We start from the raw sequence: 13,287 nt of genomic DNA, 5'->3' as shown, positions 1-13,287 counted from the left end.
CCCCTCGTTCAAGCGCTCGACAGCTTTCAGGAAGGGAAAAAAGGTTGATATAGGATGTTTCCGGCGTGCGCGTAGGATGCGTCCGAGTGTCGACGCACCTAGGCTGTAGGACGGTTCGCTATCTTGTCGGCGCCCAGTGCCGCGGCTGCTTTTTGACAGGGCTAAATCGTTCGGATCGAAGGCTGCTCCAGAGCGCAAACCCTGCTTGTTTAAAAGCCCTCAAGGTTACTTCGTGAAAGCCACAGCGCCTTGCGTCGTTGCCTACAGGTACGCCAGAATCCGCCGGCTTGTGCGCCTTGGGGCCGCTCGGTAACTTGATTCGTGTCACTGATTGTCAGTGATCGGGTTTAGTAGCCCGTGGTTGTTAGTAAGGTGCATAGCGTTCCCTTCAGTCAGGTATTCATATGCCTGCATTTGATGGTGGCTGTGCGCAGGGCGCTTCGGCGCGCCGGTAAATGCTGACTCCCCGGTCTACTAACCTGCGTACAGCCGCCACCCCTCGTTTAGTAGCAAGGTGGTAGCGGCTCCATCTAGGAGTTTGCAAATATGTTCAAAGTGACACCGAATCCGCCGGACACTGATCCGACATCCCCATCCGACCGCATTCCCTCAGCCGCCAACATCATGGCCACCCCGCGCAAACTCAGCACGATGTTCATCGTCAACCCGGAACTCGACACCGAAACCCTGCTAGCCCATGCCTGCGAGTCACTGGCATCGGCCAACGTCATGACCTTGGATCTGGCGGATCGAACGGAAGGGACAAGTCGCAATACCCTGCTGGGCATCGCGCAAGTCATCCTGTTGGGGGAACTGGCGGTGAGCCAGGCGCTGGATCGGATTGATCCGCCTGAGTAGAAAAGCAAAAGGTCAATAGAGAGCAGCCTGCGGTTCCTACAGATTTCAAACCCTCTGTAGGAGCCGCAGGCTGCGATCTTTTCAGCTACTGCAAAAAATATCAGCGCTTGCGCAGCAACACGCTACCAATCGAATAACCGGCGCCGAACGAGCTGAGCACAGCCAGCGAACCGGCGGCCAGGTCGTCCTGGTTCTTGTGGAAGGCAATCACCGAACCGGCGGAACTGGTGTTGGCGTAGGTGTCGAGAATTACTGGCGCTTCCTGTTCGGTGGCGTCTCGCCCCAGCAGCTTCTTGACGATCAGGTGGTTCATGCTGAGGTTGGCCTGGTGCAGCCAGAAGCGCTTCACGTCGCTGACGTTGAGCTGGTTCTCTTGCAGATGCTGACTGATCAGCTCGGCCACCAACGGGCAGACTTCCTTGAACACCTTGCGGCCTTCCTGCACGAACAGTTTGTCCTTGGCGCCGATGCCCTCTTCCGCCGCGCGGTTGAGGAAGCCGAAGTTGTTGCGGATGTTGTTGGAGAACTTGGTCAGCAGCTTGGTGCTGACGATGTCGAACTGGTACTTGGATGTCGCCAGGTCGGCGCGCTCGATAATCACCGCGGTGGCGGCATCGCCGAAGATGAAGTGGCTGTCGCGGTCACGGAAGTTCAGGTGGCCGGTGCAGACTTCCGGGTTGACCATCAGGATTGCCCGGGCCTGGCCCAGTTGCACGCTGTTGGCGGCGGTCTGGATACCGAAGGTCGCCGAGGAGCAGGCCACGTTCATGTCGAAACCGAAACCCTGGATGCCCAGCGCTTCCTGGACTTCGATGGCAATGGCCGGGTAAGCACGTTGCAGGTTGGAGCAGGCGACGATCACGCCGTCGATGTCGGCGGCAGTCTTGCCGGCGCGCTGCAAGGCTTGTTCGGCAGCGCCAATGGCCATCTGGCACAGCACCGACCACTCGTCGTTGGAACGCTCCGGCAGGCGTGGGGCCATGCGTTGCGGGTCGAGGATGCCTTCCTTGTCCATGACAAAGCGGCTCTTGATGCCGGAGGCTTTCTCAATGAACGCGGCGCTGGACTCGGTCAACGCTTCCACTTCACCGCGCGCGATGGCGTCGGCGTTGTCGGCGTTGAATTGCGCCACGTAGGTATTGAAAGACTGCACCAGCTCTTCGTTGGAAATGCTGTTGGCCGGGGTGTACAGGCCGGTGCCGCTGATGACGACGTTATGCATGGTCGTGTCTCTAATCTGTTCAGGCAGAAAGCATTGGCACCGTCGTACCAACACGCAAAGGGTCTATTCCCATCAGGGGACGCAAACCTGGCATCGCTTTATTCCGGACCTGCTCGTAACCGTGAAGGCTCAAAACCGCGGGGCCGGCGTTTATAGGCGCGAAGTTTGCCATAAACATTGGGTTTTGGCGCCTTTTTGCTGGATGAACCCTACCTGCGGGCCATGCAAAACTGTGGGAGCGAGCTTGCTCGCGATTGCGGCCCGACAGACAACATAGATGTTGAATGTGATGCCCCCATCGCGAGCAAGCTCGCTCCCACAGGTATTGCACTGGCCTCGGGCCTACGGCTCGACTTGCGACCACTGCTTGTTCAGGCGCTTGTCGGAGATAGGCACCTTGGTTCCCAACTGTTGCGCAAACAGCGACACCCGGTATTCCTCCAGCCACCAGCGATACAACTCCAGCTGCGGATCGCGCTTGCCTTCCTGGGCGTGTTTACCGGCGCGGGTCTGGTATTGCGTCCACAGCCCGCTCAATTCGCCGCTCCAGACCCGGTCGCGCTGCACCTGGGCGCCGATTTTTTCGAAGCGCTGTTCAATCGCCTTGAGGTAACGCGGCAACTCCTTGAGCCATTGCATCGGCGTTTCCCGGACAAACCCCGGATACACCAGCTGGCTGAGCTGCTGCTTGATATCGTTCAGGGCCACGGCTTGCGCCAGATCAATCTTGCCCTTGAAGCGCTTTTGCAAGCCATGCCAAAGCTTGAGGATTTCCAGGGTCAGCTTCGCCACGCGTTCGGCGTGCTCGGTCCAGGCGCCACGCTTGCGCTCGGCCAGGGACGCCAGACCGGCGCCGTCACGGGGCAACGGGTCTTCGCCTTCGAGAATGCAGCTGTCGAGGCTGGCCAGCAGAATGTCTTCCACCAGCGCATCGACGCGTCCCATGTCGCGGTAAAGCAGGCCCAGTTCGGTCAGGCCCGGCAACTTGCCGCGCAGGAACTTTGCCGACTCGGCCAGTTGCTGCATCAGCAAGCGTTGCAGGGCACGGCGATGCTGGAACTCGGCCTCGGCCGGGGTCGAGAAACGCCCTTCCTTGACCGTACCGGCTTCTTCCACCAGCGCCGGATAGACCGTCATCGACAACCCGGCGATCTTCTGTTGGGTTTTCTCGGCCACTGCGGCAAACACTTTCGGCTCCACCGGTTGCTGGCTCTTCGCGGTTTGCGGCACCGCCAACGCCGCCTGGCTGGCCTCGGCGAAACGTGCAGTCAGTTCGGCCAGATCGCGACCTTCACCGAGGAACTTGCCTTGGGCATCGACGATTTCCAGGTTCATCCGCAGATGACTTTCGACCTGCTGCGCCGCCTCGGCCCAGGCTTCATCGCTGACCCGCGCTCCAGTCATGCGTAGCAACTCACGACCCAACGCCTGGGGCAGCGAACCCTCGGCAAAGATCATGCGCTGCAAGGCCGCCTTGACGAAGTCCGGCACTGGCACGAAGTTCTTGCGCAAGGCCTTTGGCAGGTTGCGCACCAGGGCAATGCACTTGGCTTCGATGACACCCGGCACCAGCCATTCCAGGCGTTCCGGTGGCAGCATCGGCAACAGCGGTGCCGGCACGCGCAGGGTCACGCCGTCCCTTGGATGGTTGGGTTCGAAGTGGTAGCTGAGGGCTAATTCCAGATCGCCGATGTGCAGCGTATCCGGGTAATGCTGGGCGGTGACTTCACTGGCTTCGCGGGCCAGCACGTCCTCTTCGCGCATGATCAGCAACTGCGGGTCTTTCTGGCTGTTGATCCGGTACCAGCTGTCAAAGGTCGCGGTCTGATGGATCTCCGCCGGCAGACGTGCGTCGTAGAAGGCGTACAGGGTTTCTTCATCGGCGAGAATGTCGCGACGGCGGGCCTTGGCTTCCAGTTCGTCAAGTTGTTCCAGCAACTGTTTGTTGGCCGTCAGGCATTTGGCCTTGGACTGAATTTCGCCGCGCACCAGCGCTTCGCGGATGAACAGTTCGCGGGACACCACCGGGTCGACCGGGCCGTAATGCACCGGCCGGCGCCCGACCACGATCAACCCGAACAGGGTGATCTGCTCGAACGCCACAACCTGGCCGCGCTTCTTTTCCCAATGGGGCTCGAAGTGGTTTTTCTTGATCAGGTGCCCGGCCAACGGCTCGATCCAGTCGGCGTCAATCTTGGCGACCATACGTGCATAGAGCTTGGTGGTTTCCACCAGCTCGGCGGTCATCAGCCATTGCGGGCGTTTCTTGCCGATGCCCGAAGACGGATGAATCCAGAAGCGCCGCTGACGGGCGCCGAGGTAATCACCCTCTTCGGTTTTCTGGCCGATCTGGCTCAGCAACCCCACCAGCACCGCTTTGTGCAGTTTCGGATAGTCCGCCGGCTCTTTATTGAGGCTCAACTGCATGTCGCGGCAGATCAGGCTCAACTGACGATGGGAGTCGCGCCATTCGCGCAGGCGCAGGTAATTCAGGAAATTCTTGCGGCACCAGTTGCGCAGCGGGTTGGCACCCAGCGCCTGACGCTGTTCTTCGAAACCGCGCCACAGGTTGACCAGTCCGGCGAAGTCCGAGTCGGCGTCCTTCCACTGGGCGTGGGCCTGATCCGCCGCTTGCTGACGTTCCGGCGGTCGCTCGCGCGGGTCCTGGATCGACATGGCGCTGGCGACGATCAGCACTTCCTGCAAGCTGCCGAGCTTCGCCGCTTCCAGCAGCATGCGGCCCATGCGCGGGTCCACCGGCAGCCGCGCCAATTGACGACCGAGCGGCGTCAACTGGCTGTTGCGATCCACCGCCGAGAGTTCCTGCAGCAGGTTGTAACCGTCGCTGATGGCCTTGCCATCCGGCGGCTCGATGAACGGGAACGCGCTGACCTCGCCAAGGCGCAGGTGCAGCATCTGCAAAATGACCGCCGCGAGGTTGGTACGCAGGATTTCCGGATCGGTAAATTCCGGGCGACCGAGGAAATCTTCTTCGCTGTACAGGCGCACACAAATGCCCGGTTCGACCCGTCCGCAACGGCCCTTGCGCTGGTTGGCGCTGGCCTGGGAAATCGCTTCGATGGGCAGGCGCTGGACCTTGGCGCGGTAGCTGTAGCGGCTGATGCGTGCCGTGCCGCTGTCGATCACGTAGCGGATGCCCGGCACGGTCAGCGAGGTTTCCGCGACGTTGGTCGCCAGTACCACGCGACGGCCCGGGTGCGACTGGAAAATCCGCTGTTGCTCGGCCGGCGACAACCGCGCGTACAACGGCAGGATTTCGGTGTGCTTGAGCTGAGCCTTGCGCAGCATATCGGCGGCATCGCGAATCTCGCGCTCGCCGGGCAGGAACACCAACACGTCACCGGGACTGCGGCGCTCGCTGCGCTCATACGCGGCGATTTCGTCGAGAGTGGCGAGGATCGCCTGATCCACGGTCAAGTCGTCCTCGACACGATTACCCTCTTCGTCCTGCTCAAGCGTCAGCGGGCGATACCAGGTGTCCACCGGGAAAGTACGGCCGGACACCTCGACAATCGGCGCATTGTCGAAGTGCTTGGAAAAGCGCTCCAGATCGATGGTTGCCGAAGTGATGATGACCTTCAGGTCCGGGCGGCGCGGCAACAGGGTTTTCAGGTAGCCGAGCAGGAAGTCGATGTTGAGGCTGCGTTCGTGGGCTTCGTCGACGATGATCGTGTCGTAGCGTTCCAGATAGCGGTCGTTCTGGGTTTCCGCCAGCAGGATGCCGTCGGTCATCAGCTTGATCAGGGTGTTGGAATCGCTTTGATCCTCGAAGCGCACCTGATAGCCGACCAATGCGCCCAGCGGCGTGCCGAGTTCTTCGGCAACCCGGCTGGCCACGCTGCGCGCAGCGATCCGGCGTGGCTGGGTGTGACCGATCAGGCCATGTTGGCCGCGACCGATTTCCAGGCAGATCTTTGGCAACTGGGTGGTTTTACCCGAACCGGTTTCGCCGGCAATGATCAGCACCTGGTGCTTTTCCAGCGCTTTCTTGATTTCGTCGCGCTTGGCGGCAATCGGCAAACTGTCGTCGTAACGAATCACCGGCAGGCTGGCCTTGCGCGCCAGCACCTGCTCACAGGACGCCTGCATCCGCGCCACCCACTGGGCCAGCCTGGCCTCGTCGGGTTTCTTGCGCAGCTCAAGCAACTGCCGCCGCAACCGGTGGCGGTCGGCGAGCATGGCGTGATCGAGGTTTTTCAGCAGTTTGTCGATGGAGGGCGATTCGTCGGTCATCGGGTACGCAATTCAGTCGTCTAGTGGCGCAAGGGGACGATTGTCGCAGATTTTACGACCGCTGCGCGGCCGATCGCGAGCAAGCTCGCTCCCACATGGGATCTATAGCGACCACAAAATCGGGGCACGCCACGGTCAAATGTGGGAGCGAGCTTGCTCGCGATCGATTGCGAAGCAATCGCAGAGAACTACTCGTTATCGAGGCCCTTGCGGCGGTATGGGAATACATCGATGACTTTGCCGGCCCGAATCGCCTCCTGCAGGCTTTTCCAGTAGTCAGCGTTGTACAGCTCACCATGCAGTTGATCGAACAACTTGCGCTGCCCCGAGTCGGCAAACAGGAACGGCGGAAACTCTTCCGGGAACACATCCAGCGGCCCAATCGAGTACCAGGGTTCGGAGGCCATTTCGTCTTCCGGCGTGCGCGGTTGCGGGATGTGGCGGAAGTTGGCTTCGGTGAGAAAGCAGATTTCGTCGTAGTCGTAGAACACCACCCGGCCGTGACGGGTGACGCCGAAGTTCTTCAGCAGCATGTCGCCGGGAAAGATGTTGGCCGCCGCCAGTTGCTTGATCGCCAGCCCGTAGTCTTCCAGGGCTTCGCGTACCTGCGCTTCGTTAGCATTTTCCAGGTACAGGTTAAGCGGGGTCATGCGCCGTTCAGTCCAACAGTGGCGGATCAGCACCGTGTCATCTTCCACCGACACCGTCGATGGTGCGACTTCCAGCAGTTCCTCCAGGCACGCCGGGTCGAACTTGCTCAGCGGGAAACGGAAGTCGGCGAATTCCTGGGTATCGGCCATGCGCCCGACCCGGTCGACGCTTTTCACCAAGCGGTACTTTTCGATCACCGTGGCGCGATCGACGTTTTTCGATGGCGAGAAACGGTCCTTGATGATTTTGAACACAGTGTTGAACCCCGGCAGGGTGAACACGCTCATGACCATGCCGCGTACGCCGGGGGCCATGATGAACTGGTCGTCGGTGTTGGCCAGGTGATTGATCAGCGCCCGGTAGAACTCCGACTTGCCGTGTTTGTAGAAGCCGATCGAGGTGTACAGCTCGGCAATGTGCTTGCCCGGCAGGATACGCCGCAGGAAGCCAATGAACTCCGCCGGCACCGGCACATCCACCATGAAATACGAGCGGGTGAAGGAGAAAATGATCGACACGTCCGCTTCATCGGTGATCAGCGCATCGATCTGGATACCACGCCCTTCAAGGTGCAACAACGGAATTGCCAGCGGCCATTGCTCATCGGCGGTGTAGATGCGACCCACCAGGTACGCGCCTTTATTGCGGTACAGCACCGAGGAAAACAGCTCGACGCTCAGCTCCGGGTCCTTGCACACCCAGTCCGGCAGGTTTTCGCGCAGTTGCGCTTCGAGGCGCTTCAGGTCACCGGACAGGTCGGCGTAATCCTCGCTGAAGCGGTAGTCGGCGAAGATGCTGGCAAGCATCGCCGACAATTGACCTTGCGGCTTGTAGGTGCGGGTTTGCGCGGCCCTTGCCCGGCGCAGGCTCGGCCGGGTGGTGTGGATGAACATGCAGCCGTCGCTGATCAGGTCATGGCTGAACAGCCCGCAGAAGATCGAGTTGTACCAGGTCTCGGACAATTCATCGTCGAAGCGCAGGTCGATCAGGCTGATGTAGGCACTTTTCACCAGTGGCCAGCAACTGACGTCCAGGGTGTCGGCGTCGAACGCGGTGCGCAGTCGCTCCACCGTTTCACCGACTTTTTCTTCGTACAGATTGATCCGCGCCGCCGACGCCGATTGCGTCTCTTGCCACCTGGCCTGTTCGAAGCGGGCCCGGGCGCCGTCGGTGATCTGGCGAAAATGCTCGCGGTAATCGTCAAAGCCATCGAGGATCAAGCGGGCGATGTCGGCGGCTGGCCATTGCTGCGGCATGGTGAGACCTCTGCGGGAATTCGGGAGCCCTGAGCTTAGCCAGTGAACCGGGGGCAGGAGAAGCGTAATTTTCCGGGCGAATTGGATGCCCGGTTTTCGGTTGCCATCAATCACACACTCAGCAACACTTTCGCCCCTCCATCAAGGAAGGACCGCGCTGTGAACCCCGTCGATATTTTCCGTTTACTGTCCCTGGCGGCCATTTGGGGAGCGAGTTTCCTGTTCATGCGCATCATCGCCCCGGTGATTGGCAGCATTCCTACCGCTTTTTTCCGTGTATCAATAGCCGCTGCCGGACTGCTGGTGATTCTTGGGCTGATGCGCATGAGTTGGGACTTCAAGGGCAAACTCAAAACCGTGATGCTGCTCGGAGTGATCAACTCCGGGATTCCGGCGACGCTCTATTCGGTGGCCGCGCAGGTGCTACCTGCCGGTTATTCGTCGATTTTCAATGCCACGACCCCCTTGATGGGCGTGCTGATCGGCGGCCTGTTTTTCCATGAAAGGCTCACTGGTGCCAAGCTCGGCGGCGTGTTCCTGGGGCTGTTTGGCGTGGGCGTGCTGACCCGTGCCGGTCCGGTGGCGTTCGATATCGAACTGCTGATGGGTGCCGTTGCCTGCCTGCTCGCAACCACTTGCTACGGCTTTGCCGGCTTTCTCGCCCGGCGCTGGCTCGACCAGGCCGGTGGCCTCGACAGCCGTTTGTCGGCACTGGGCAGCATGCTCGGCGCGACGTTGTTCCTGCTGCCGCTGTTCGGCTACAGCGTGATCAGCCAACCACCCGCGAACTGGGGCGGCTGGAGCGTGTGGCTGTCGTTGCTGGGCCTGGGGCTGGGATGCACGGCGTTTGCGTACATTATTTACTTCCGGCTCCTGAGCTCCATTGGCCCGGTGAAATCGATGACCACGACCTTCTTGATCCCGCTGTTCGGTGTGTTGTGGGGGGCGCTGTTTCTCGATGAGCCACTGTCGATGGCGCATGTCTATGGCGGGATGTTGATTGCGCTGGCGCTGTGGCTGGTGTTGAAGCCGGCTGCTGTGAAACCGGGTTTGGTGGCTGACCGGTAGGATTGTTGCGAGGCAGATGACGCCTTCGTCGGAACGCCGCCCGGACCAAGCCCGCTCCCACAGGGTTCGATGTCGCATACAAATTTTGTGTACAACATCAAATACTGTGGGAACGGGCTTACCTGCGAAGGCGGCTGATCAGACGCCAAAAATCACAAAGGCCCGGAGCAATGCTCCAGGCCTTCTCGGGTTTACGCAGACTTACGGAACACAAACACCAGTCCGACGATGATCAACAGCATGCCGAGCAGGCTCAACAGCGCCAGGCGGTTGCCAAAAATCAGGTAGTCCATCACCGCCGTTACCGCCGGCACCAGATAAAACAGGCTGGTGACGTTCACCAGATTGCCCCGGGCGATCAAGCGGTACAGCAACAGCGTCGCCAGCACCGACACTACCAGTCCCATCCATAGCACCGGCAGGAAGAAACCGCTGCTGTGTTCGAAGTGAAACGGCTGGAAGGGTACGAAAGCTCCGCACAACAACAGTCCTGCGAGGTACTGCACCGGCAGCGTGCCGAGGGGATTGTCGGTGATGCGTTTTTGCATGATCGAACCAAACGTCATGCTCGCCAACGCCAGTAAACCGAAAAGCATCCCGGCCAGCGACATCCCGGCCAGTCCGATGCCCTGATAGACCACCATGATCAACCCCGTCAGCCCTAGGGCCAGGCCGAACATCCGGCTCCAGGAGCGCTGACGCTCCATCAGCACCACGGTGAGGATCGGCTGCACGCCCATGATGGTCGCCATCACCCCGGGCGTGACTTTCAGGTCGAGGGCCAGCAGATAGAAAATCTGATAAGCCCCCAACAACACCACACCGGTGGCCATCGCATACAGCATCGGTTTGCCGCCCTTGGGCAACTTCAGCTTGAGCAACGGCACCAGCAACACCAGACCGCAAAGCGCGATGACGAAACGAAACATCAGGAAGGCAAAGGGCGACGCGTGGGCCAGCCCCCACTTGGAGAAAATCGCCCCGCTGCTCCACAGCAGAACGAACAGGCTCGTGGACGCCGCCGCGAACGCGGACTTTTTCGAAAGAACAAACATGAATACCACCTGTAGTCAGGCAAAAAGCCAACTCAGCAAGAGCTGAAGTTCAGTAGTTTTTTCAGGCGGGCATGGGACAGCAGATGAAAGCTGATCAGCCCGAAATGCCAACGCCTGGCGGTGATACGACTGCGCACACCGGCGTGCTACTGACAGGTGGGGGGTAATGACTGATCTGCCCGGGCTGCTGATTCCCGCACGGCACGACACCAGCGTTGACCGCTGAATCGACTACCGCGTTGATGTGGAATGCAGGCATTGGGCTGATCTTTGCTCGGGGGATAAAAAGTGAGTCCGAAACTCACTGTGCGCCGACTATAACCAGCGTACGACAGGGATTGCAACGATTTGGCAACGACAGTTGGCACAGAGTCCGCATTGTGCGGTAGTAGGAGCATTCAGGGATTGCGTGAAGAGCCATAAAAAAAACCGCTCACAATGAGTAATGCCAGTCAGTTAAGCAACTTCAGCCGCGACACCCTTTGTAGCAGCTGCCGAGCCCGCGAGGCTGCGTTCGGCTGCGAAGCAGTCGTAAAATCAGTCATTGCGGTACGTCAGGCAGGCTGCGTCAGCAGGACTCACGACTGCCATGCAGCCGAACGCAGCCTCGCGGGCTCGGCAGCTGCTACAGATCGCATTACCGCTTAACTGACTGGCATTACTCATTGTGAGCGGTTTTTTATTCTGTATCCGGTTTCAACCAAACAACCAATACCCCAACAACGTCAGCACCACCACCGCCAGTACCGGGCGTAGTACCCGATAGGCCTTGGGGTTGCGCCGCTTCCATTGCTTGACCAAGCCACTGAATTTATCGCTGGAGTTCTTGCTCCAGGCGTAGGCCCGGTTGATCCCGCCCACACGCTCGTCGTCCAGATTCTGAGGTGCCGTGGCGCGACCCAGCCAGGCGCTGATACTGCGATTGATGCGGGCCATGAAGCGATTGTTCAGTGGACGCTCGATATCGCAGAACAGGATGACGCGGGTCTTTTCCGTTTCGTTCTTGACCCAGTGCACGTAGGTTTCGTCGAACATCACGTCTTCACCATCGCGCCAGGCGTAAACCTGACCGTCGACAAAGATGCGGCAATCGTCGGAGTTCGGTGTCGACAGCCCCAGGTGATAACGCAGGGAACCGGCAAACGGATCGCGATGCGGGTTGAGGTGACTGCCGCCCGGCAGCAGCGCGAACATGGCGCCTTTGACGTTGGGAATGCGGCTGACTAGCTCCACGGTTCTCGGGCACAGGGCTTCGGCAGAAGGCAGCGGTTTGTCATACCACTTGAGATAGAAACGCTTCCAGCCCTTCTTGAAGAACGAGCCAAAACCGGCGTCGTTGTTCTTTGCCGCCGCACGGATATACCCCTCGTCGAACAAGTGCATCGCTTCGTCGCGAATCACTTCCCAGTTGTCCCTGAGCACATCCAGTTCCGGGAACTTGCTGCGATCCAGATACGGTTTCGAAGGCACACCGGAAAACAGGTACATCAAGGCGTTATAGGGGGCGAACAGTGCCGAATGGTTAACGAACTGACGCAAAACCGGCAGACGCGCCTTGCCGCGTAAATGCACATAGAGGGTGCTGCCGAGAAACAGCAGCAACAACGAGGCCTTCGCAGCAAACGATAAGGTCATCAACAACTCCTTTGAAGATAAGCGACACTGCGCCACGTCCATTGCCCGACATGGCTGCCAGCATGATAAACACTACCGACCCGGTTCAAAACCTGCACTTTTCAACATTCAATATTAACAAGCATGTAACAAAGAGTTTCCTAACATAGGGCGCCTGAACGCTGGCTGATGAAAATCCATCACCACCAGCCAGGATCCGCCAATGTTTAGCGTTTACTGCTGATTATCCTGTTCGGTAAACAGATCACTGAACAGCATGCTCGACAGGTAACGCTCACCGGAATCCGGCAGGATCACGACGATGGTCTTGCCCTGCATTTCCGGGGTCTCCGCCAGCCGAACGGCCACTGCCATGGCGGCGCCGCAGGAAATCCCGCACAAAATCCCTTCTTCCTGCATCAAGCGCAAGGCCATGACCTTGGACTCTTCGTCACTGACCAGTTCCACCCGATCGACGATCGACAAATCGAGGTTCTTCGGGACAAAACCGGCACCGATGCCCTGGATCTTGTGCGGGCTCGGCTTGATTTCTTCACCGGCCAGGGCCTGGGTGATCACCGGCGACACCGCCGGTTCCACCGCCACCGAGAGTATCGGCTTGCCCTGGGTATTCTTGATATACCGTGAAACTCCGGTGATGGTTCCACCGGTTCCGACGCCTGCCACCAGCACGTCGACTGCGCCGTCGGTATCGTTCCAGATTTCCGGGCCGGTGGTTTTTTCGTGGATGGCCGGGTTGGCCGGATTGTCGAATTGCGCCGGCATGAAGTACTTCGACGGGTCGCCGGCAACAATTTCACCGGCTTTCTCGATGGCGCCCTTCATGCCTTTGGCCGGCTCGGTCAACACCAGTTCGGCACCCAGTGCCTTGAGCACCTTGCGGCGTTCGATACTCATGGACGCCGGCATGGTCAGCATCAACTTGTAGCCACGGGCGGCGGCCACGAAGGCCAGGCCGATGCCGGTATTGCCGGAGGTGGGTTCGACGATGGTCATGCCCGGCTTGAGTTTGCCGCTGCTCTCGGCATCCCAGATCATGTTCGCGCCGATCCGGCACTTGACCGAGTAACCGGGGTTGCGCCCTTCGATCTTGGCCAGAATGGTCACTCCGCGCGGCGCAATGCGATTGATCTGCACCAGCGGCGTGTTGCCGATGGAGTGGGCGTTGTCAATGAAAATGCGGCTCATGGCTGGGTCCTTAACGACAGCATGGAAATAGGGCATCAAGGTAAGCCTCTTGCCCGCAGGCGTCCAGTCGGGTCGAACGTCCGCTTATCAGTGCAGTCAA

The 13,287-nt window shown here is 59.7% G+C and carries 8 protein-coding genes; 2 read left to right on the top strand and 6 right to left on the bottom strand.

Features of this window, described 5'->3' with window-relative positions; all coding sequences use genetic code 11:
- Window positions 1–546: 546 nt before the first annotated feature.
- On the top strand, window positions 547–858 hold the full coding sequence (locus tag ACEN8Z_RS09785) for a DUF6124 family protein (RefSeq protein ID WP_495597496.1): 312 nt from the start codon (window positions 547–549) through the stop codon (window positions 856–858).
- A 100-nt stretch (window positions 859–958) separates the two neighbouring features.
- On the opposite strand, the gene ACEN8Z_RS09780 is transcribed toward ACEN8Z_RS09785, so the two are convergent.
- From ACEN8Z_RS09780 to aceK, 3 genes are all read right to left on the bottom strand, one after another.
- Entirely contained in the window at window positions 959–2,080 is a 1,122-nt protein-coding gene (locus ACEN8Z_RS09780) for a beta-ketoacyl-ACP synthase III (protein ID WP_495597495.1), read from the bottom strand.
- Window positions 2,081–2,422: 342 nt separating this feature from the next.
- The gene (gene hrpA, locus ACEN8Z_RS09775; RefSeq protein WP_495597494.1) at window positions 2,423–6,334 is read right to left on the bottom strand and encodes an ATP-dependent RNA helicase HrpA; all 3,912 of its coding nucleotides are present in this window, start codon (window positions 6,332–6,334) and stop codon (window positions 2,423–2,425) included.
- A gap of 188 nt (window positions 6,335–6,522) precedes the next feature.
- Window positions 6,523–8,241, bottom strand: a complete 1,719-nt coding sequence (gene aceK / locus ACEN8Z_RS09770; RefSeq protein ID WP_495597493.1) for a bifunctional isocitrate dehydrogenase kinase/phosphatase — start codon at window positions 8,239–8,241, stop codon at window positions 6,523–6,525.
- A gap of 159 nt (window positions 8,242–8,400) precedes the next feature.
- Between aceK and ACEN8Z_RS09765 the strand changes: the two genes are divergently transcribed.
- Window positions 8,401–9,309 (top strand): DMT family transporter, encoded by a 909-nt coding sequence (locus ACEN8Z_RS09765; RefSeq protein WP_495597492.1) that lies wholly within the window; start codon window positions 8,401–8,403, stop codon window positions 9,307–9,309.
- Window positions 9,310–9,500: 191 nt separating this feature from the next.
- Here the strand turns inward: ACEN8Z_RS09765 and ACEN8Z_RS09760 are convergent, their stop codons facing one another.
- The 3 genes from ACEN8Z_RS09760 to cysK form a co-directional block, all read right to left on the bottom strand.
- A complete protein-coding gene (locus tag ACEN8Z_RS09760; protein ID WP_495597491.1) occupies window positions 9,501–10,364 on the bottom strand; it encodes a DMT family transporter in 864 nt (287 codons plus the stop codon).
- A 696-nt stretch (window positions 10,365–11,060) separates the two neighbouring features.
- The gene (locus ACEN8Z_RS09755) at window positions 11,061–11,999 is read right to left on the bottom strand and encodes an aspartyl/asparaginyl beta-hydroxylase domain-containing protein (protein ID WP_007993815.1); all 939 of its coding nucleotides are present in this window, start codon (window positions 11,997–11,999) and stop codon (window positions 11,061–11,063) included.
- 213 nt (window positions 12,000–12,212) lie between these two features.
- Window positions 12,213–13,187 (bottom strand): cysteine synthase A, encoded by a 975-nt coding sequence (gene cysK / locus ACEN8Z_RS09750; RefSeq protein WP_495597490.1) that lies wholly within the window; start codon window positions 13,185–13,187, stop codon window positions 12,213–12,215.
- Window positions 13,188–13,287: the final 100 nt, after the last annotated feature.

The organism is Pseudomonas sp. Pseusp10 (assembly GCF_059492225.1).
This window is presented reverse-complemented; position numbering and strand designations above follow the sequence as displayed.